Here is a 21877-nt window from a genome sequence, read left to right as displayed (position 1 = left end):
GACTAGGAACAGGTTATGATTTCTTGAGTTTTTCGGCTTCTTTTTCTTTGGCGATACGTTCTTCCCATTCTTTACTCGCCTTTTTCATGTCGATGCCAGCCGCCGACAGATAATTGTTGATCCGACCTTTATACTTGCCAAACATGGCGTGTTTTTCTTTCGATGAGCCTTCATCCATCGCTCGTTCGCGCGCTTCGGTCAGATAGGCCAGAATTTGTTCTTTTTGCGCATCGGTCAGGTCGGGTAGCATCGCCTGATACCCTTTGTAGGTAATAGGCAGCACCCCATAGGTCATTCCGTCTTTTACCTGCTCCACCTGCTGCGGAGTTAACTCACGGGCTAGCGAAGCCAGATAGGTTTTATGCAGATCGGTCAGCTTGCTGGCAGCATCGGCTTCAATAGCTGCCTTATTGTTGTTGGCATCGGGCGCAGACAAAGCCATTTTCCAGCTTTCGTGAATCGCATTTAAGCCCTGATATTGATTGGCAATAAGGGTCTGAACCCGTGCCAGTTTCTGCGGATCGCTGATGCCTAGTTTTTCTACAATTTTAGCTGCCCGTTCGGTAACGACCCGTATATACGCAGCCTCATTATGACCCCTTGTCGTCTGTTGCCCCAGCACCGGTAAGAGGCTAACTACTGTAATAACTGCATAAATCAGAGCGCTTTTCATAAGTAATTTCATAAGGGACTTTTCTATCAAAAAAACGTTCAACCCCATCCAGTCCGATTGCCTGACGAAAGCCACAAAAAACACGTAGAAAATCAGTGAGAAAGGAGATTTAAACGAGAATTTACAATACTTTTCTACAACCGCATACAAAAATATGGTACATTTTTAGGGTGTAACTGCATTTTTTTGCCAATTTATTATAGGAAATTATCACAGATTAAATATGAATTATTTACGTTGTTTCGTTTAAGTTTGTATAACGATTTCCAGAGCACTTTGGGCTATGCCCAGAAGCGGCAAAAACGAAGAAGAAGTTACTTATAGTATATCAGCAAACAGGCTGGTCAATTCGTATAACACCCAACTGATTCAGGTCTGTAATTATTGCTCAAAAATATGAAGCCCTTATTCCGCAAAGTGACGGCAAAACTGGAGAGTTCATTCACCGTCCGGCACGATGTCTTACCGCATTTCAAGAACATCTGGCATTATCATCCCGAACTTGAATTACACTATATTATCAAGGGAGAAGGCGTTCGGTTTATTGGCGATAAGATCAGCAATTTTTCGCCGGGCGAGATTGTGTTTGTGGGCGAAAATTTACCCCACACCTGGCGTAGCAACGAAGAGTACTTTTATAATGACCCCGACCTGAATATTGAAGTCATTGTCATTCAGTTTTTGCCCGACTGCCTGGGTGAAGATCTGTTAAAACTACCCGAAGCGTATTTGATTCCGAAGCTTTATGAGAAGGCGAAAAGCGGGATGGTTATTAATGGTAAAGCCAACGCGAAGCTTGCTGAACTCATGCACCGGGCGCTGAACGCCAGCAATCTTGATAAAATCATTATCCTGCTCTCGATTCTAAAAACCCTGGCCGAAACGGATGAGTATGAGCCAATTGTAAACGGCCGTACTGTTTTTTATCAATCGAATGAAACCGATTCGCTGCGGCTGAATACCGTATGCAGCTATACATTATCGAATTATAAAAAAGAAATTACGCTGGAGGAGATTTCGGCCATCAGCAACCTGAGCGTTACATCGTTTTGCCGGTACTTTAAGTTGATGACCAACAAAACGTACTATGATTTCCTGATCGAAATCAGAATCAGCCATGCCTGCCGGGCGCTGATCGAAGACAAAACGCCGACCGAGGTTATCTGCTTCGACTGCGGCTTCAACAACGTGTCGAATTTCTACCGTCATTTCAAAAAAGTGACGGGCATGACTCCGCTCGAATACAAGCGCCAGTACCTGAACAAGTCGAAAAACCTGCTGGTCAGGGCCTGATCCTGTTCTGAAATCCCTGTTTCAGTTTTTTCATTTCGGTACCCTTTTCTCAGGAAAAGGGTATTTTTTTGAAAGACAACGCTCCATTCAGAATACGGCCGGTAGGGAGATCACAACGTTTGCTTTTTAGAAAAAGACGGGTTCCTATGCCTACACCTTCTAAAAAAGAGCCGAAAATCTGGCCATTTATCCCATTAAGAGCGTATCCGGGCCGACAGGCCATCAGACTGGCTCTATTGGTTTGGAGTTTAGTGCTCAGTGGTTGTAACATTCGGGCTGGCAACTTACAAAAACCACCCAACATCATTGTTTTTCTGGTCGATGATATGGGCTGGCAAGATACGTCGGTACCATTCTGGACGCAGCCAACGCCATTCAATACCCGCTATCGTACTCCCAACATGGAGCGTCTGGCGCGGGAAGGCATGAAATTTACCAATGCTTACGCCACACCGGTCTGCACCCCCACGCGCGTTAGCCTGCTGACGGGCATGAATGCTACTCGCCACCGGGTAACCAACTGGACATCACCTAACCGAAATACCAATACCGACTATCCCGATTCGAGCCCGAATCCGGTGAACTGGAACATCAATGGCTTTAGCCCAGTAGCCGGTGTTGACCGAACCGTTTATGCTACTCCGCTACCGGCCATCCTTAATGCCAACGGGTACTATACCATCCATTGCGGGAAAGCGCATTTTGGCTCGGCCGGAACGCCGGGTTCCAATCCCATAAATATGGGGTTTCGTGTCAATATTGCCGGCAGTGAAATTGGCCATCCGGCCAGCTATCTGGGAACCGACAATTATGATCGTCCGATAAATGGCAAACCAAATCGCAATGCCGTACCGGGCCTGGATGCCTATCACGGTACCAACACTTTTTTGACCGATGCCCTGACGCGGGAAGCTCTCAAAGCGCTGGAACCGCCCCTGAAACAGGAGCAGCCGTTTTTTCTCTATATGGCACACTATGCGGTTCATACACCAATTATGGCCGATCAACGGTTTGTCGATAAATATCGCCAGATGGGACTCGGCAACACAGAGGCCAATTATGCCTCCCTGGTGGAAGGGATGGATAAGAGCCTGGGCGATATTCTACAGTTTCTGGACGACCACAAGCTTGCCGACAATACCATTATTCTGTTTATGTCGGACAACGGCGGACTGAGTACAAGCCCATTGCGGGGCGGCCAGGCGCACACCCAGAACTTACCTTTACGGGCCGGAAAAGGTTCAGTGTATGAAGGCGGCATTCGCGAGCCCATGCTGGTACGCTGGCCTGGTGTTGTGAAACCCGGAAGCATTGCCAATCAGTACCTGTTGATCGATGATTTTTTCCCGACCATTCTTCAAATGGCGGCTGTTCAATCGCCTAAACTGATTCAGCCGGTGGATGGGAAGTCGTTTATGCCTCTACTCAAAAACCCGAACTGGTCTGATCCATCGCGGTTGCTGATCTGGCATCACCCTAACCGATGGATTGCAGAGGAAGGACCGGCTCTGGCATGGGCCAGTGCCTGCCGACAAGGCGACTGGAAACTGGTTTATCACCATAAAACTGGCAAACTGGAGCTGTATAATCTGAAAAACGACATCGGCGAACAGCACGATCTATCGGCCCGGAAACCCCACCAACTGGCACGACTGGCAATGCTATTTACGGAACAGTTACAGAAACTGGGCGCTCAGATGCCTACTTGTAAGCCAAACGGACAACCTGTTCGCTGGCCCTCGGAGGTATTGTCTATGCCTAAGTAAGGCATTGAGCGAATGATCCGTTAAACATAGTGGCAACCCATACCTGGGTGAATTACCTCAACCACTGCGGCTAATTACTTTAAAACTTCTTCGCTGTAACAGCTTCCAGCCTATTGGCTTTAATCACTTCCCTACCATTCGAAAACACCCGAAAGCCTTTTCCTTTTCCGTAATGTTTCCCGGTTTTGTCATACAGAATGGTCAGTGTTTTGCCGTGGTAGAGCACATTGTCGAGACAAAACCAGTCCCATTTGTTGTCGGGAACGAGCGGATGAATTTCGAGTACGTTATCGGCCCGGGGTTTTAAACCTATCAGATCGCTGATGATAAGATCTGCAAACCCGGAGTGATTATAGAACTTACTTCGTGGGTTGTCGCCTTTCAGCCATTCGCCAGTTTTTTCGTCCTGATATTCACCTACGTATATCTGCCCGTTCATCGTATGCGATCGGGCATATTTCAGCAGTTCATTGAAAAATACCAACTTGGTCATTCGCCCCTGGTGGCGGTAGTTTGTAAGCAGGTTCGACAACCCTTTCAGCGTCTGAGTGGTGGCAAAAGGCCAGACGGCACCGTCCCATTCGCATCCGTGCCCAGAGCCATGCGTACGAAATCCCGGGTGCCGACGTTCGGCCGTTGTAATGCCCCAGGGCGCTTCGAAACCGGTCGTGTCGGTGAGCTGGTCCCACTGGCTGGCATATTCCGGCGTGTCGGTGGGCAGATTAAAATACCAGGGAATAAAACCAATCGCTTCACGGGCGTTGGCGAAGGCTCCATTGGGGTGTTTAACTTCAAAAAAGTGGGCATCCCGGTTCCACAAACTATCCAGCGTCAGTTTTTTTAAGGCCGTTGCCAGTTGCTCATATCGACGCTGTAACGTATCGTTGTTGACAAGTGCCGCCATTGCGGCCAGGGCTTTAGCATTGCCATACATATAGCTATTGATGGTTGGCCGCCGGTTTTTTTCCCTGCGCGATCCACTAATGGATTCTTCCATGGCATCCCGTACGTCAAACTGCCAGAAAAGGCCGCTCGGTAACTGCTTTTCCTGCTGCCATTTCCGATAGTCGGCGTCGAGAGCGGGCAGGTTTTTCTGAATAAACGGCTTGTCGAGGTTGACGAGGTAGCGGTTATACACAGCATCATCGACCCAACTGCTGAAGGCATGAAAACGGGGTGCGCTATGCTTCGGATCGACGTAGAGCCAGAATGAAATGTAGTCATCCACGTACTGTGATTGCCGGAGCCAGCGTCCTTCGTAAATATGATGCCCGAGCGCACTGCTGATGGCATTGTATTTACCGGCATGGTTCATTTTGGTGATAAACTCCGTAAAAATATAACCCTCGGGCGTTTCTTTCAGGTGCTTGCGAAAGGCCCACCACCGGTAGTAATAAATTTCGTTCAGTACAGAATCCGGACAGTCGAATAGGGGAATGTTTTGGGAAAGCCAATCAAATGACTGATCATTGGGCACATAATTTTTGACGGCTTCTTCCTGGTCGATCTGATTGAAGTAAGTGACGTATTCGTTGAGCTTATTTGTCGACAGAACAGCCGCCGGTTGCGCCAGACAAACCGTTGTCTGAAGTAGTCCGATCAGCCAGACAAATGTGATGTTTTTTCTGTAGTTCATTCTTCCGTAGTGAAGTCGGATTCTTTTTTGTGCCGTCAGGTTATTTCTGTGAGGTTGGATTCTTTTCTGTGCGGTCGGATTCTTAAATCCGACCTTGTGAGGTTTCTCAAAACCTCGTGTACGTAGTAGCAGTGTCTCAAAAACCTTCCTCCACATAAACCGTAGCTTCACAAATTTACTCTCTAAATTTGACGGTGATCTCTACTATTTTCTCCTTTAATTATACCATATTAGCCTTGCCACGTACTCCATTTTTTTCCACCCTTCGCCGATTCTTAGCCAGTGCACTCTTCATTAATGCGCTGTATGTTAGTGCTTTGTCGGAAGGTTTTGCTCAGTCTGCTCCGATTGATCGCTATAACGTAGTGTGGAATAGTCAAAGCAAGAATTCATCAGAATCGATGCCTTGTGGCGGTGGCGATATTGGTCTGAACGTATGGGTTGAAAACGGTGATCTGCTGTTTTATGTTGCCAAAAGCGGTACGTTCGATCACAACAATACCGTTCTAAAGCTGGGCCGGGTTCGGCTCAAACTGTCGCCAAATCCCTTCGAAGCGGGGGGCAGTTTTCGGCAGGAGCTGGTATTGAATAAAGGGCATGTTGAAATAAAGGGCGAAAAAGCCGGGCTATCAGCAACCATCACTGTGTGGGTCGACGTGTTCCGGCCAGTTGTTCATGTAGAGGTGATGAGCAACAAAGCCCTCAAGGCAGAGGCTGCCTTTGAAAGCTGGCGCTATCAGGACCACGTAACGAAGGGCAAAGAAAATAACGCCAATTCCTATAAATGGGCGCCCCAGGGCGAAGTCAAAACGCTGAAAGATAGTATTCAATTTGTGGGGAGCGACCTTGTTTTTTTTCATCGAAACGGCTCAGAGCCCTCGGCTTTTGATCTGACGGTGCAGCAGCAGGGGCTGGATAGCGTGAAAAATCAGCTGTTTAATCCGCTCCAGAACCGGACGTTTGGGGGCAGTCTGTCGGGTAAGGGCATGATTCCAGCCGGTACGTATCAGGGCAGCTATTTGAATACCCGTTTCCAGGGCTGGAAATTAGCCAGTACGTCAGCCGCCCGAAATCATTCGCTTATCCTGGCCCTGCATACCGACCAGGCTGACCATATTGACGACTGGAAGCGGGGACTGGACAAGGTACGAAAAGGGGAACGTTTGTCGGTAAAAACAGCACAGGCAAAAACTCAGGCCTGGTGGAGCGATTTCTGGACAAAAAGTTATGTCTACATCACCAATCCGCCAAACTCGCCCGAATGGCAGATTGCCCGAAACTATCAACTGTTTCGCTACATGCTCGGCTGCAACGCCTATGGCAACTACCCGACCAAATTTAACGGTGGCCTCTTTACCTACGACCCCGCTCTGGTGGACACCAGCCTGGCGTTTACGCCCGATTTTCGGAATTGGGGTGGGGGTATTCATACGGCTCAGAACCAACGGCTGGTGTACTGGCCCATGCTAAAAAGTGGCGACTGGCAGCTGATGAAGCCACAGTTCGATTTTTATCTGAATATACTGAAAAACGCCGAACTGAGAACCGCCGTGTATTGGCAGCACAAAGGCGGAAGTTTTACGGAGCAGATCGAAAACTTTGGCTTACCAAACTCCGCCGAATATGGCTGGAAACGGCCCGCCAGTTATGATAAAGGCATGGAATACAACGCCTGGCTCGAATACGAATGGGATACGGTGCTGGAGTTTTGCCTGATGATGCTGGAAACCGAACGCTATGCCGGTCAGGACATTGCGAACTATCTTCCGTTTGTGGAAAGCTGCCTGACATTTTTCGACGAGCATTACCAGTATCTGGCTAAAAAGCGGGGCAGCAAAGTTCTGGATGGCGACAAAAAGATGGTGCTTTATCCCGGATCAGGGGCGGAAACCTACAAGATGGCTTACAACGCAACTTCGACCATTTCGGGCCTGCGTAGCGTACTGACCCGCCTGCTGGAGCTACCCAACACGTATCTGACGAAGGAAAAGCGGGATGCCTGGAAAGCAATGCTTGAGCGCATTCCGCCGATTTCGTTCCGGTCTTTCGACGGTCATCCGACCATTGCACCCGCGAAGGTTTGGGAACGTATCAACAACGTTGAGTCACCCCAGCTATATCCGGTTTTTCCGTGGGGACAATATGGTATTGGTAAACCCGGCCTGGATACGGCGCTCAATACGTACTGGTATGATAAAGATGTCCTGAAATTTCGGAGTCATGTCGGCTGGAAACAGGACAATATTTTTGCGGCCCGGCTGGGGCTAACCGACGAAGCGTCGCGCCTGAGCCTGTTAAAGCTGGGTAATTCAGGCCGTCGTTTTCCTGCCTTCTGGGGACCCGGTTTCGACTGGACACCCGATCATAACTGGGGTGGAGCAGGCATGATCGGGCTTCAGGAAATGCTGTTACAGACCGACAATAAGAAAATTTATCTGTTTCCGGCCTGGCCTAAAACCTGGGATGTGCATGTCAAACTCCATGCGCCTTACAACACCACCGTTGAGGCCATCTTGAAAAACGGCAAGCTGGAATCGCTGAACGTAACGCCCGCATCCCGCCGGGCCGATGTAGTAAATATGCTGAAGTGAGCTGTATTGGTTAAAAGTTCTCTGGCTCTCTATGCTCATCCGCGATACAATCGCGGACGGGCGGCTAATGGCCTACTCCACTACTATAGGTTAGCAGACCAGCTAAGTCGATAAACGCGATCATGGTCATGTATCACACAGTGACTCTTCCGTTTTATGATGTACGGTTGCGCTGCCAGAGCAAGCTGTATGCTGATAGGCAGCGCAACCGTAAACCGTAAACGACAAACCATCCCCCTTACTTCACCGAAAACCGATATACGGTGGTACTAGTAAATGTTTCGCCAGGCCGAAGAACGGTACTGGGAAAATTCGAGTGATTAGGAGAATCGGGGAAATGCTGGGTTTCCAGACAAACGCCAAACCGACGGCTGAGCGCGACCCCATCTTTATTTTGCAGTTTACCATTCAGGTTATTGGCCGTATACACCTGCACAGCCGGTTCGGTCGTGAAGGTTTCCATAAACCGCCCGGTAGTTGGATCGTACAGAGTAGCGCCCAACTTTAATTTCTTCGACTGATCGGTGAATACCCAACAGTGGTCGTAACCTTTGCCGTATTTGATCTGAACGTTGGTGGTGTCGTTGATGTGTTCACCGATGGGTGTTGGCTTCGTAAAATCGAACGGGGTGCCCGCCACCGATACCATTTCGCCGGTTGGAATCTGTTTAGAGTCGGTATCCAGTACTTTATCGGCTGCTACCATCAACACATGATTCATCACATCGTGTTTCATACCGCTCAGATTGAAATACGCATGATTGGTTGGATTAAACACCGTGGGTTTGTCAGTTGTCGCTTTATAGTCGATCCGAAGGCCATTATCCTTTTGAAGCGTGTAGGTAACCGTAACGGCCAGATTGCCCGGATAGCCTTCTTCTCCATCTTTAGCGGTATATTCCAGCACAACAGCAGGCTCTTTACCATCTTTAGGCGTCGCTTTCCAAAGCCGCTTGTCGAAACCGGTAGGGCCACCATGAATGTGATTGCCATTATTGTTCTGAGCCAGTGTATATTCCTGCCCATCCAGTGTAAACTTCCCTTTTGCAATCCGGTTACCGTAGCGACCAATGATCGGCCCCAGGCTTGGCGTTCCTTTTATATAATCGGCAAAGGTCGGTACACCCAGCGTTACGTCGTCCAGCGTTCCCGATTTGTCAGGCGTTGCAATAGAAACAATATAGCCGCCATAGTTTGTAATTTTCACGACCATGCCCGCAGCATTCCGAAGCGTAAACAAGTCGGCTTCCCGTCCGTCGGGGAACGTGCCGAAGTGTGTTTTTTCAATACCGGCTTTAGGTGGATTAGGTGTTGTGTTTTGAGAAAGTTCGGGCGTCATGCTGCTAAAAAAAAGCGATCCAGCTAAAAAAAAGAAAACAGATTTCATGTAAACGGGCGGTTTAGGCAGGGCGGTAAAAAACAGCCCTCATGCCAATAAGCCGAAAAAGGGATTGTTTTACCCGATTGATACCACTGCTCGTCCGCGATTGTATCGCGGACGAGCAGTGGGCTAACTTTTATTTCGTAATCAACTCAATTATAGCCTCCTTTAGCCCTTCAGACGTTGCTTTCAGGACGATCTTTCCTGTCTTTTCGGTTGTCTGGATGATGGCCAGGGCTTTGCCATTATAGGCTTTTCGATAGTTCGCTTTAAACGGTTCCAGACTGGCCTGATAGCCGTTATCGACACCTGCAATGAAACCTTCCCCTTCGATTGTAAACGTAATCAGATGATTGGCGTCGGGGACAGTATTACCCTGTTCATCCAGTACGTTAACCGTGATGAACGACAGGTCTTTCCCATCGGATTTCAGTGCGTTTCGGTCGGCTACCAGTTGAAGTTTAGCGGCTTTGCCGGCCGTTGCAATCGTTTGGGTTAGTACGGATTTTCCATCTTTTCGGGAAACGGCTTTCAACGTGCCGGGCTCGTACGGTACACGCCACATAACATGCAGATCGTCGCCGGATTTCTTTCGGCTACCCAGCGATTTATCGTTCAAAAATAACTCCACTTCGTCGGCCTGATTGTAGTAGGCCCACACATCAACGGTCTTGCCTTTTTGCCAATTCCAGTGCGGAAAAATGTGCAAAACCGGCTTGTTCGTCCATTCCGACTGATACAGGTAATACACGTCTTTCGGGAAACCGGCCAGATCAAGAATACCGAAGTAAGAACTTCGGGCAGGCCACGGATAAGGGTGCGGCTCGCCCAGATAATCGAAGCCCGTCCAGATAAACAGCCCCGCCATATGAGGCAGTTTTTTTATGACTTTCCAGGTCTGCTCGTGGGTAGAACCCCAGTAGGCCGCTTCGTTGTCGTAAGCTGAGGCTGTCCAGTCGGGGTTGCCGTCGGTGAACTTTGCCGGGCCCCCTTTGCCCCACATCCGCACCGAATCCGACGGCATGTCGTAGTGGCCACGTGTTTGCAGGGATGAGCCCGTTTCGGAGGCCAGCACGGACTGCCTGGGAAATGTTTTCGGGAAATCGGCGTACGCTTCGTGTTTGTAATTGAAACCCAGCAGGTCTAAGGCGCCCGAGCGATAGATGAAGTTTTTCTCCGGTATATTTTCGGTTAGCGCCGACGTAACGGGGCGCGTAGTATCCAGCTTTCTGACAATAGACGCTAACTCTTTGGTGATCGTCAGTCCCGTTGAGTCAAACTGCTCACGAATCTCGTTGCCGATACTCCACAGAATAATAGACGGGTGATTTCGGTCGCGACGAACCATATCCTCCAGATCGGTTTTATGCCAGGCATCCCAGTTGAGGCCGTAATCCTGCTTCGACTTTTTCTTTTTCCACATGTCGAAGGCTTCGTCCATCACAATAAAGCCCATTTCGTCGCAGAGGTCCAGCAGTTCTGGCGCGGGCGGGTTATGCGCGGTGCGGATAGCATTGCCACCCATTGCCTTCAGTAGTTCAAGCTGGCGTTGCATAGCCCGTCGATTCACAGCCGCTCCCAAAGCCCCCAGATCATGATGCAGGCAAACGCCCAGAATTTTCAGGGGTTGGCCATTTAGCGAAAAGCCTGTGGCTGGGTCAAACTTGAAATAGCGAATGCCCAGTGGCGTTACGTAGCTGTCTTCCAGTTGATTCTGATTGTAAATCCTCGTGACGATTTTGTACAGATACGGTTTCTCAATCGTCCAGAGCGTTGGATTTTGAAGCGTGAACTGCTGCGCAACGGCAGTGAGCGTATCCGTTAATCGCACGTCATCCAACGTTTGCGAAGCAACCTCTTTGCCAGTCGCATCCAGAATTGTGCTGGTGATTTTAACAGTCTCTGGCTTTCCGTTGAGCTGCCAACTACCCGAATTTCGGATGCGCGTCTGCAATGAAACACTGGCTTTCTCTTTTGAGACACCAGGCGTCGTTACATACGTTCCCCAATGACTAACGGCGATTGACGAGGTAGTTACTAAACGAACATTCCGATAAATACCTGAACCCGTATACCAGCGTGAATTGGGCTGCGCTGAGTTATCGACCCGCACCGCCAATACATTTTTCTCGTTGCCATACTTGAGGTATTTTGTTAGTTCATACCGAAAGGAGCTGTAGCCATAGGGCCTGACGCCCAGCGAATGTCCGTTGATCCAGACTTCGCTATTCCGATAAACGCCATCAAACTCAATAAAGACGTTTTTGCCTTTTGCTGTAGTCGGAACGCTAAACGTTTTTCGATACCAGCCAATACCCGTGGGTAAAGCCCCTTCCTGTGTGGTGGCCATATGATGGTCACTGAATTGTCCTTCAATGCTCCAGTCGTGGGGCAAGGTCAGCGCTCGCCAGTTCACGTCTGCAAAAGCAGGTTCTTTCGCGCTGGCTTCATCACCCTGGTGAAACCGCCAGCCTTTGTTGAAGTCCAGAACAGTACGGGGTTCGGTTTGGGCGAAAGAGACAGTTGTAATGAATGCGATTAGCAAAAAAGTTATTCGACAGGATTTACAGCCGGGCCGACGTTCGGATAAATATGATTGTACGAAAAAAATAAGCCTGTCAATCTTGTAAATCCTGTCAAAAAGAAAATAGTGGAGGTTTCTCATTTCTTCGGAGATGCAGGTACGAAACTCTTCTTGCTCTTCCCCAGATCGACCGACGTAGCGACGGCAATACCCCGCTGATCGGCTTTATTCACTGCGCAATAGAAATGATATACTACACCTTTGTGCTTGACAACGAATGACTTATGCGCATACAAATTGTCGTACGGTTCAGAAGGTTCGATGAGGCTATCCCCCGTCCAGTCGGTCCAGTTGACCAGATCGGTGGAAACGGCAAAGCGGTTGAACGCTCCTTTGCGGTCTTCCCAGAACGCGCCGAAATAGAACATGACGTAGAGATTTCCCATTTTCTGGACAACTGCGTCGCCCGTAATACCCGCCGAGTGCATAAGAACCGGCTCTTTCCCGAACCGCTTCCAGTTCAGCATATCATCGGAAACGGCCATTCCGATCCGTTCGAACCAGCGTGTTTTTGGGACGCCGGTCGTGTCGCCGTTGGCATTGTAGTACATGACAAACCGATGGCCTGTCAGCTTCTGTTTGTCCTCGATGATTGTGCTTTTATACAGCTTCCGGTTTTCCCACCAGCGCGTATCCGGGTCTTTAGCCGTCAGCACCGGCGTCGACTTCCGTTGCCATTCGTGCGGTTTGGTCGGGTCGCCCGTTGTATAAGCAATGCCAATTGACAAATCACCGGCTTCATAGCCTTTGCCGTTGCCGCCAATGTACGACATCCAATACTTGCCATCATACTTATTCAATTCATAGCTGCCACCCCATTGCCTATCCTGCAACGCGTTGTAGCCCGCTTTCTGGTTTGCGTCCCAGCGTGTGGTTTTTGTGGTATCCGAAAAGGACATGATCCGTCCGAGCGTATCCCAGTTCAGGAGGTCTTTGCTTTGCGCCAGCCAGGTTTCGTAACCGCGCCCGTCGTAAATCAGGTAGGTCATATACCATTGACTGCCTTTGCGAAATACCGTTGGACAGTCCATCTTCTGCGAATTGTCTGAAGGAGTCATGATCAGGCCGTACTTAAACGGTGTGCTGACCGCCTGGTATACGTGCTGCATATCCGCATCGGAAACACAGCGCGTTTGGGCAAAAAGCGATGTGGTTAGAAGAGAAAAAAGTAGAATTCGGATGTTCAATACAGTCATGGCAAAAACCGGTTACATCGCTCGACCGGTTAAATGGGTCGAACGGTTATCCCAGAGTACAAAACTATCCGCGATAAAGACTATTGCTATCTATGATTTTCCCGAATGATTGTATGATGTTAGCGAGACGATTTTACCTTCCCGATGCCTGAAGTGTGTCGAAGCAGGAAGGCTATAATAAACTAAAGTTGACTTTACAGCTATTTCGCTTTACAGAGCTACCTGACGACCAAACTGCGGGCTCAATACAGGCCGGTTACTCGACAATCCAGCGGTTCAGGTTGTTGTAGCGACCTTCGAGTACTATTTTATAGAATGAAGACGGGTAACCCGATACATCGAGTGTGGCTTTGGCATCGGTTATAGGAACTTCCTTTAAGAGATAATAAAGATCATGGCCACCCGTCTCGAACTTGTTGGTTGTGCTGATCCAGATTTTTGCAGTGCCTTCTTTATCCTGAGGAACCCAGCTAAGCTCAATTTTAGGCCCACTTTTTTGCAACGCCATATTTGTTAGCGACAGTTTACCCGTAAAAGCAACACCATCCACTTCAAAAGCCTGTTCTTTCGGAATATGAATGCCCAGATGATTAGCTATAGCAGGCATGATATCGACAATAGCCGGATTATTTTTAAAGCTGGTATTCAGGCTCTTGGCATTCGTAACAATCCAGGTACCCCGTTCGCGGTCCGATTGGCCGCCATGCCCCTTTCCAGTCCTGGGATCACGTCCGTGGTCGGTCGTTACTACCATAAGCCAGTCTTCGTTGAGTTCCTTTTCGCGGTATTGAATGGCCTTCCATAAACGACCCATTTGATCATCCATGATGCCTACTGCTTTGTAGAATTGTTCGCTGTCGCCGTATTTATGGCCCATATCATCGGTATATTCCAGATATACCCACGAGAGATCGGGGCCTTGCAAACGAATGAAAGAGGACGCTTCGTTCACCACCAATTCATCAATAGAATGAATATACTCAGCCTGCTTGTCGTGCGGAAACCGAACGGTATCGTGCTCAAATCCATCGAAGTAGTAATCGAGCCGGAGGTGGTTTGTTTGCGGAAGGTCTTCACCAATTAATTTGGTACGATTGTCGAGCCAGGTAGAAAATACCGCGCTTTTTTTCTGAGGATATTGCTCTTCGAAAAACCGGAAAATTGTCCAGTAGTGATAATTGGGGTCTTTAATATCGTTATCCCAAACGTTGTGTTTGTTTACCCATGTCCCGGTGAGCAGGCTGTTATAACCTACAGCCGAGATTGTGGGTGTTTGCGAATAGGTGCCTTTGTCGCCACCTACATGCGCGCGGGTGTAGCCACCTGTTTTGGCAATTTCGTCCAGATTGGGCGTAGCAATTTGCTCTTTGGTATTACTGGAAATACCATCGACGATTACAAAGAGGACTTTTTTGGTTTTCTGCGCCAAAACGGGTGCAGAAAAGGCTAGTGCGAAGCATACTCCGGCAGCTACTACTTTTATGATGTTCATTTTATTGAAAAACGGGATGGATAATAAATCCCATCCGTAGCGATTATGAATTAATTGGTATACGGGCCTTACCAGCCGAAATCTATTTCAGACGTGGTTTCAGAACAACCTGGGTCAGTACTATAGGCCATACTATTCTTTACGTTCTTCACCCTTTCAGATGATTGTTTCGGTAACCAGGGTGCCTCCGCACAAAGTTACGTTTTCGCCAATCGAACCAGCTTTATTATAACCAAGGTCCTCCATAACGAAAGCTATGTGCGTTTATGCTTTTCCTGAAAATTTATGCAAAATTAGTGTGTCATACTATCCCGACTGTCGACCTGCAACCCATGACGGCAAGCCGTATTTTTTCAGGGGCAACCTGAGCGACATATCCTTCCAACGAACTTACCAGCAAACCTACACCGGCTAAAACTGTTTGTTCCAGAAATTACCGACGCAAAAATTCAATCATAATCTATTGGTTTATGGTTTACAGTATTCGATTTATGGTGGGCTGGCGCATGAGGATTGCTGACGCACCAGCCCACATAAATCGTAATCACTTCAAAAGCCAAATTTCGTCGTTGATAGTTTCATTGGTGGTGCCAAACTGCGCCTGAGTGGATGTTTTCACATTATCATTGTTGTTATCGTATTCCGATTGTGGATAAATCCAGCGTTTAGGCACTTTTTTGTCGTTATAGGTGCCAGGGCCTACACTAAGCGTGGGTATACCGGTCCGGCGTTGCTCATAAAACGGCTCCAGCCCCGAATGCAGGAACATGGCTATGTATTTCTGCAACGCGATGTTTGTCAACGCATTATCCGGCGTCAGCTTTACAGCCGTTCCGGCCAGGTAGTCGGTAATGGTGGCATCGGCAATGCCATAAAATTTCATAGAAGCCCGGATGCCATTTTCATAATGTTCACTGGCAGTTCCGGCACTCGTTATCCACCCCCGGCTGATGGCTTCGGCTATCAAAAACTCCTGTTCAGGATAGCCCAGAAAAATCAGAGGTTCATTGATTCGGTCGTCGTAATAGCGTTTTTTGATTTTTGAAGCACTACCGGCCAGTACAATTTGTTCACCAATAGTTAGCCCGGCATCTACCCCTTCATAGTTTTCAAACTTGCCAGCTTCTTTACCTGAAATGGGCTCTCCAAACGCAAAAAGGCGGACATCTTTGGTGTCTTTCAGTAACTTGACAAAGCTTTTTTCGAGCGATACCAATGAGGCTATCGACAAGTTTCCAAAACCCGGATACGCGTTGTTGGCAGCCGAACTATTAAACACAAGCTGCGCATTGTCGGCGGCACTGCTCATCAATGGGTATTTGGTCGGATTGCCCACAATGGCCTGAAACTGGCTTTTGATGTTCAGGTTTGTATTGCTTTCCTTTTTGCTCAGATGAATTAGCAGCCGCAGATGAAGGGCATTGGCCAGTTTTTGCCACTGAGAGGCTTTTCCGTCGAAAATAATATCACCACCAATGGCACCATTGGCATCGCTCAGGATGCTATTGGCCTCTTCCAGTTCCTGCAATATGCCCTTATAAACGGCTTCCTGTGTGTCGTAGGCCGGTTTTACATTACCGCTGCTGGCACCCAGCGCCGATGAATAGGGAATATCGCCAAACTGATCGGTCAACTGGCTGAACAGAATGGCCCGAAACAGTTTGGCCAGTCCTTTGTAGTTTTTCATATCAGGCGTGGCAGCCAGGTCGTCCATTGCCTTTACCTGGCTCAGTGTCTGATAATTACCAAAGGAACCTTCTCGCCAGGCATAGCCTACGTAGTTGTTTACCCGTTCATAATAGGTAAGCTGGCGAACGGCATAGGCTGGTTCCGTAATCAGAAACGATGATGAACGGAAAATGCTGTAACAGATATTGGTCAGCAGCAGAGCCGGAGTAGCCGTAGATGACTGGTTTGGGTTGACCTGAAACTCTTCGTATTTCTTACAGGAGGTTACCAGCAGGCTCCCGACAAGAGTCAGCGCAATCGTTGTTCTGAGGTTACGAACGAATCTATTTTTTCTGAGTAAGTGCATGGTATTAAAATTTCAGGTTGAGGTTGAGACCAATGTTCCGGTAGGTAGGTTCAGACAAGCCCCCATCGCCCGAAAATCCGTCAGGATCGAGGAACGGGGCTTTGGTAAACAGAAGCAGGTTACGACCAATCAGCGATACGCTGGCGGTTTTAAAAAAAGCCGCTTTGCCCCGCAATGCAGGCAACTGATACGCCAACACCACCTCGCGTAGCTTCACAAACGTCCGCTTGTTGATGTTGGCCCCAGGCACACCCGCCACATAGGTTGCATTGACCCAGTCGATATAGTTAACAGCCTGGGCATTGGGCGAAAACGTACGGGTATCACTCACAATTTTTCCCTGCACATCGTACTCAACCAGCCCTCCCGTCACCACTACACCCTGCCCGACATAGGTCTTTTTGCCTTCGTAAGCATCATCGCGGTAGCTGTTGGCCGTACCGGGGTGCATACCGCCTTCGTAGAGTTTTTGCTCCAGGCTGTTATACATCACTCCGCCCACACGCCCATCGAAAGAAAAGCTGAGGTTGAAATTTTTGTACTTCAGGGTGTTGGAAAGGCCAAAAATGAAGTCCGGGTCGGTGAGGCCAATATTGACAGGGTGGTTGACGTATTGCGGAAACCCATTGGAACCGTACACAATCTGCCCATCGGGCGAACGCTCCCAGTCCCAGTCGCGAAGTACATCGGTCCGGTCTCCCACTTTTACGCCGTTCCGATAGGTAGCCCCACCATACCATTCTTTCACATATTGATGCGCTACACTGTAGTTGGCCGACACATCCCACCGGAAATCGCGGGCGATGATGGGTGTTCCAGAAACCATTATTTCGATTCCTTTCCGGCTTTTCCGATCGCCATTAACAAGTAGGTTCGAATAGCCCGAAGCCAGCGAAACCGGAATCCGAAGGGCAAAATCCTTTTCGGTATAGTTAAAATAGGTAACGTCTAAACCGATCCGATTTTTCAGGAAGCGCAGGTCAAGGCCATACTCCTGCGAGATAGTGGTGTTGGGTAAAATACCACTCGAAATGAGCGTTTCGCCCAACTTTAGGGACGAGGTATTACCGTTCCACTTGGGGCCATTCTGATAGGTTGGTAAAGTGGCATACCAGTTTTTGTAATACGATTCGTAACCACTGATTCCATCGCTCTCGCCAGCATACAACGAAATGTTATCGGTTGAAACCTGTGCCCACGAACCCCGCAGTTTCATGTACGAAATCACTTCAGGCAGGGTAAACATGGCCGTTGGCACCACCCCCAGCGATACCGATGGATAGAAGTACGAATTATTGGGTCGTTGCAGCGAGGTTGTCCAGTCGTTACGTCCGGTTATTCCCAGAAAAATCATCCGTTTATAATCGAAGTCAGCGTATCCATACACTGAGTTGATCATTTTTTCGGCAGTTTGATTGGCGGTTAATACAGGATTTATGGAGTTACTGAGTGTATATAATGCCGGCACATTTAATCCCTGTGTTTTCGCTTTGATGTAGTTGCTCGAATTATAGCGGCTGCTTCCCCCTATCGATGCGGTCAAATTAAAATCAGGGCCAAAATTTTTCTTATACGTCAGCAATGCGTCAGTAACGATCTGGAAATTGTTCCGACGGTTTTCCTGATAATTCCCCCTGAACTCGCCATTTCCATAATAAATATAGCTGTATGGGGTCTTGATGGCATCGGCTGACGTGTTGGTGATTACCCCCGACCGCACAAAAGCCGACAAATTTGGCGTAATGTCGTAGGTTCCGTTGACCTGCCCCGTCAGCACATTGTTCGTATAGGCATTGGTGGCTTCATAGGCTATATACCAGGGGTTGTTATACCAGGTATAGTTATAGTTAAACTGCTGCACGTTGGGCTGCCCATACGCTACAAAACCCGCACTGGTCGAACGCCCTCCGCCGGGTTTCCAGTAATCCCGCAAATCGTTGATATCGACATCGGGCCCCATCCAGAGCAGAATATTGTAGAAGAAATTGTTGGCACCATAGCCCGTTTGTGGGTAGTTGGGCGAGTATTGCCGGTTATACGACAGCGTACTCTCGACTCTAAATTTGGGCGTAATTTTGATACCACCGGCCAGGTTCAACGTTGTGGAGTTCAAGCGTGTATTGGGCACCTGTCCTTTCTGATACAGATGGCTCACCGAAATCCGGTAATCAGTATTGTCGCTTTTTCCCGAAATAGTCACATTATTATTGAGCAGCAACTCATTGTTCAGGAAATTGGTCAGGTTGTTTTTGCCGCGTGTAATCCAGGGCAGTGGCTTATAGTGCGACTGGTCGGTATAGCCTGCCTGCGTAAAGGTGTATAACTCGTTTGGATTATAGGGGCTGTTGTATTGCGGGTATTCTTCGTAGCCGCTGGCCGTACCGGGGTTTTTTACGTTCAGTTTTGGCCCCCATACATACCCATAGTCGTCGTTCCAGCCCCCGCCACTTTTCCCGTCGATGAAAGCGTAGTACCCGCCATACCCCATTCCATACTGGTCCTGGGTTTCGGGAACACGCAGGAAACCCGATTGCAACAGGTTGGATGAGTTGACGGTAACTTCCATGCCATTGCTCCCCTGCTTGCCTTTTTTGGTAGTTACCATAATCGCCCCATTGATGCCAGCAGCACCATACAGAGCAGCCGCAGCCGTACCTTTCAGCACATTGATGCTTTCGATGTCGTTGGCATTCAGGTTCCAGAGATCATAGTTCCCACTGGTAGTCGGAACACCATCAACTACCAGTAGCGTGCTGGCACCCCGTAATTGGATTTCGGGCGATTGATACAGGTTGCTACTGTTAAAAACGGTCAGACCCGCTACTTTGCCAGTCAGGTTACCAGCAACGTTGGCATCGGGGGCTTTGTCGAGCACGGCCCCTTTTACCTCCTGAGTAGCATACAGGATTTTCTCCTTCTCCTTTTTAATTCCCAGTGCCGTAACTACCACTTCGGTAAGAGCACGGGCATCTTCGGCCAGCGAAATCGTAAGAACCGATGCATTCACCTTTACCTCCTGGCCTTCGTAGCCTACCGCCGAAAAAACGAGAACTTCAGCCGTTTTGGCTTCGATAGCGAATGCGCCCTGGGCATCCGAAATCGTCCCTCTTGTTGTTCCTTTCACCAGAACACTCACTCCTGGCAATGGCGAGCCATCTGCTTTTGAGATGACCTTCCCTGTAACTAGTTGCGCCTGAGCATAAACAGGGAAGAACAACAAGGAGATTAAAATTAGCTTAAAACAAGTTTGTAGATATTGTGTCTGCATAATGTTAACACTTAAAAAAATAATAATAGAACTTATCCATATAATTATAATTTTTTTATTATTTATCCAAAAGTTTATTATATATTTTTTTATTATTAGTATATTAAAATTCTATATTGATATGGTATATATTGTAAATGCCATAGCGTATGCCCTACTAATAATGAGGAATGTCGTGTCGATTTTACGGCCGGAGAATTCCAACGTTTACTATTTATTATATTGGATGTTTCTAGCTGGCCAGACCTATCGACAAGGGCACATTTCGGGTAAAGACTTCTCACTAAAATACTGATGATGAGATCCTGTTTTTTCATTGTTCTAATCTTACTGGCCACCAGACTGACTTCGTGCGCACAGGTTCCTGCGGTGCCTTCAGTCAGCCAAACCACACCCTTTGTTTTAGGTGTAATTCAGCAAGTTCATTCCGACCAATTGGGAGAAAACAGGCTCCTGAATATTTACCTGCCTGAAGGCTATTCGTCCGATTCAACAACAACGTATCCGGTTATTTACCTGCTGGATGGCTCTGCCAACGAAGACTTTATTCACATCGTCGGCCTTGTTCAGTTTTTAACGATGATCGGGGTTATGCCTAAATCAATTGTAGTTGGGATTGCCAATGTCGATCGAAGACGGGATTTCACCTATCCAACCACCATAGCGAAGGATAAAAAAGACTTTCCTACTACTGGCGGTTCGGCACCATTTATGGCCTTTCTGGAAAAGGAGCTACAGCCTTTCATTCGGTCTGGATACAGAACCAGCGGGGTCAAAACGCTGATTGGGCAGTCGCTTGGCGGATTACTGGCTACTGAAATCCTGCTACATCATCCCGATCTGTTCGATAACTACATCATTGTTAGCCCAAGCCTGTGGTGGGATAATGAGTCACTGCTAACGGCTCTAAAAAGTCAGAACAAACAATCCATCATGAAGCCAACCAATGTATATGTATCGGTCGGTAATGAAGGCAAACAAATGGAAAATGACGCGCAAACGCTGGCCGACCTGCTTCAACGAACCAATCCGTCCAATCTAACAGTGCAGTATGTTTATCTGCCCGACGAAAATCACCTGACCATTTTGCACCGCAGTGTTTATCGGGCTTTTGAACTGTTCTACCCTAAAAAGAAATAAATCAGGCGACCAGTTGGCGTAAGGTCTGGGCATTGCGGACGGCATTACCCGCGCCGTCGTTATTAAAATAAGCATATACATCCTTTCCCAACTTCGTCCATTCCCGAATTCGGTCAGCCCACCAGTTCAAATCAGCATCGGAATATGAACCACCGTATAAATGCTGAAAATCGGGGCCGTGTAAGCGTATGTATACAAAGGGGGCCGTTGTTCGGAGCAAACAGGGTAGTTGAGCCCCACTCATAATGCAATAGGCAACCTGATGATGTTCCAGCAACTGGAAAACCGTTTCGTTATGCCAGCTCTCATGTCTGAACTCAACCGCCGTATCCATCCAGACCGGCAATTGTTCCAGAAAGTAGGCCAGGCGGTCATAATCGTAGGTTTGTTGAGGAGCTAACTGCACCAGCAGCACCGCCCGTTTATGATGCAATTCGTGCCAGCAGCTTTTAATCCGTTCCAGCCACACCTCCGGCGCATATAGTTTTTTACCATGCGTTAAGCCTCTGGGCGCTTTCACCGACAGACGGAAATGATTGGGTAAGCGTTGATACCAGTGAACAAATGTTGTTTGTCTGGGCCAGTGGTAAAAACTACTGTTTAGTTCAACCGTGTCAAATTGTGGGAGATAATAATCCAGGCGGAGATGAACTGGCGTATGTTGCGGATACAAAACGCCCTGCCAATGATCGTAGCTCCAGCCCGAGGTGCCGATATAAATACTCATAACGTGTAAGGCAATAGCCAATAAACGTCTTTATGAGCAACTATGTTAAAAATAGACCGGGCCATTAAGTCTGTAGCAGGCAACTTTTAAGTTGA

General features: G+C 48.2%; 13 protein-coding genes. 4 read left to right on the top strand and 9 right to left on the bottom strand.

Annotated features, from left to right (window positions below; all coding sequences use genetic code 11):
* Positions 1-13: 13 nt before the first annotated feature.
* A complete protein-coding gene (locus WBJ53_RS06755) occupies positions 14-673 on the bottom strand; it encodes a DUF3826 domain-containing protein (RefSeq protein ID WP_338875308.1) in 660 nt (219 codons plus the stop codon).
* 396 nt (positions 674-1069) lie between these two features.
* On the opposite strand from WBJ53_RS06755, the gene WBJ53_RS06750 reads away from it, so the two are divergent.
* Together WBJ53_RS06750 and WBJ53_RS06745 are read left to right on the top strand one after the other, a co-directional pair.
* On the top strand, positions 1070-1966 hold the full coding sequence (locus tag WBJ53_RS06750) for an AraC family transcriptional regulator (protein ID WP_338875307.1): 897 nt from the start codon (positions 1070-1072) through the stop codon (positions 1964-1966).
* A 146-nt stretch (positions 1967-2112) separates the two neighbouring features.
* Positions 2113-3732, top strand: a complete 1620-nt coding sequence (locus tag WBJ53_RS06745) for a sulfatase (protein WP_338875306.1) — start codon at positions 2113-2115, stop codon at positions 3730-3732.
* Between the two features lie 79 nt (positions 3733-3811).
* Here the strand turns inward: WBJ53_RS06745 and WBJ53_RS06740 are convergent, their stop codons facing one another.
* Positions 3812-5368, bottom strand: coding sequence for a glycosyl hydrolase family 65 protein (locus WBJ53_RS06740; RefSeq protein ID WP_338875305.1), 1557 nt, complete (start codon positions 5366-5368; stop codon positions 3812-3814).
* A gap of 236 nt (positions 5369-5604) precedes the next feature.
* Between WBJ53_RS06740 and WBJ53_RS06735 the strand changes: the two genes are divergently transcribed.
* Positions 5605-7959 (top strand): DUF5703 domain-containing protein, encoded by a 2355-nt coding sequence (locus WBJ53_RS06735; protein WP_338875304.1) that lies wholly within the window; start codon positions 5605-5607, stop codon positions 7957-7959.
* Positions 7960-8197: 238 nt separating this feature from the next.
* Here WBJ53_RS06735 and WBJ53_RS06730 read toward each other — a convergent pair whose 3' ends face one another.
* From WBJ53_RS06730 to WBJ53_RS06705, 6 genes are all read right to left on the bottom strand, one after another.
* Positions 8198-9346, bottom strand: coding sequence for an aldose epimerase family protein (locus WBJ53_RS06730; protein ID WP_338875303.1), 1149 nt, complete (start codon positions 9344-9346; stop codon positions 8198-8200).
* A gap of 130 nt (positions 9347-9476) precedes the next feature.
* Positions 9477-11885 carry a beta-galactosidase GalB gene (gene galB / locus WBJ53_RS06725; RefSeq protein WP_338875302.1) on the bottom strand — a complete coding sequence of 803 codons (2409 nt, stop codon included), beginning with the start codon at positions 11883-11885 and terminating at the stop codon, positions 9477-9479.
* Positions 11886-12001: 116 nt separating this feature from the next.
* On the bottom strand, positions 12002-13120 hold the full coding sequence (locus tag WBJ53_RS06720) for a glycosylase (protein ID WP_338875301.1): 1119 nt from the start codon (positions 13118-13120) through the stop codon (positions 12002-12004).
* 256 nt (positions 13121-13376) lie between these two features.
* A complete protein-coding gene (locus WBJ53_RS06715) occupies positions 13377-14612 on the bottom strand; it encodes an alkaline phosphatase family protein (RefSeq protein ID WP_338875300.1) in 1236 nt (411 codons plus the stop codon).
* A gap of 544 nt (positions 14613-15156) precedes the next feature.
* Complete coding sequence (locus WBJ53_RS06710) at positions 15157-16647, bottom strand: SusD/RagB family nutrient-binding outer membrane lipoprotein (protein WP_338875299.1); 1491 nt, start codon at positions 16645-16647, stop codon at positions 15157-15159.
* 4 nt (positions 16648-16651) lie between these two features.
* Positions 16652-19867, bottom strand: a complete 3216-nt coding sequence (locus WBJ53_RS06705; protein ID WP_338875298.1) for a SusC/RagA family TonB-linked outer membrane protein — start codon at positions 19865-19867, stop codon at positions 16652-16654.
* A gap of 342 nt (positions 19868-20209) precedes the next feature.
* Between WBJ53_RS06705 and WBJ53_RS06700 the strand changes: the two genes are divergently transcribed.
* A complete protein-coding gene (locus WBJ53_RS06700; protein WP_338875297.1) occupies positions 20210-21055 on the top strand; it encodes an alpha/beta hydrolase-fold protein in 846 nt (281 codons plus the stop codon).
* Between the two features lies 1 nt (position 21056).
* Here the strand turns inward: WBJ53_RS06700 and WBJ53_RS06695 are convergent, their stop codons facing one another.
* Entirely contained in the window at positions 21057-21782 is a 726-nt protein-coding gene (locus WBJ53_RS06695; protein WP_338875296.1) for a DUF72 domain-containing protein, read from the bottom strand.
* Positions 21783-21877: the final 95 nt, after the last annotated feature.

The organism is Spirosoma sp. SC4-14 (assembly GCF_037201965.1).
Taxonomy (GTDB): domain Bacteria; phylum Bacteroidota; class Bacteroidia; order Cytophagales; family Spirosomataceae; genus Spirosoma.
The sequence above is the reverse complement of the archived record's forward strand: the minus strand, read 5'-3'. Positions and strand labels throughout refer to the sequence as shown.

Excerpts from the sequence above, each read along its gene's own strand:
- WBJ53_RS06755 (WP_338875308.1), bottom strand. The coding sequence starts at position 673 with ATGAAAAGCGCTCTGATTTATGCAGTTATTACAGTAGTTAGCCTCTTA.
- WBJ53_RS06750 (WP_338875307.1), top strand. The coding sequence starts at position 1,070 with ATGAAGCCCTTATTCCGCAAAGTGACGGCAAAACTGGAGAGTTCATTC.
- WBJ53_RS06745 (WP_338875306.1), top strand. The coding sequence starts at position 2,113 with ATGCCTACACCTTCTAAAAAAGAGCCGAAAATCTGGCCATTTATCCCA.
- WBJ53_RS06740 (WP_338875305.1), bottom strand. The coding sequence starts at position 5,368 with ATGAACTACAGAAAAAACATCACATTTGTCTGGCTGATCGGACTACTT.
- WBJ53_RS06730 (WP_338875303.1), bottom strand. The coding sequence starts at position 9,346 with ATGAAATCTGTTTTCTTTTTTTTAGCTGGATCGCTTTTTTTTAGCAGC.
- WBJ53_RS06720 (WP_338875301.1), bottom strand. The coding sequence starts at position 13,120 with ATGACTGTATTGAACATCCGAATTCTACTTTTTTCTCTTCTAACCACA.
- WBJ53_RS06715 (WP_338875300.1), bottom strand. The coding sequence starts at position 14,612 with ATGAACATCATAAAAGTAGTAGCTGCCGGAGTATGCTTCGCACTAGCC.
- WBJ53_RS06710 (WP_338875299.1), bottom strand. The coding sequence starts at position 16,647 with ATGCACTTACTCAGAAAAAATAGATTCGTTCGTAACCTCAGAACAACG.
- WBJ53_RS06700 (WP_338875297.1), top strand. The coding sequence starts at position 20,210 with ATGATGAGATCCTGTTTTTTCATTGTTCTAATCTTACTGGCCACCAGA.
- WBJ53_RS06695 (WP_338875296.1), bottom strand. The coding sequence starts at position 21,782 with ATGAGTATTTATATCGGCACCTCGGGCTGGAGCTACGATCATTGGCAG.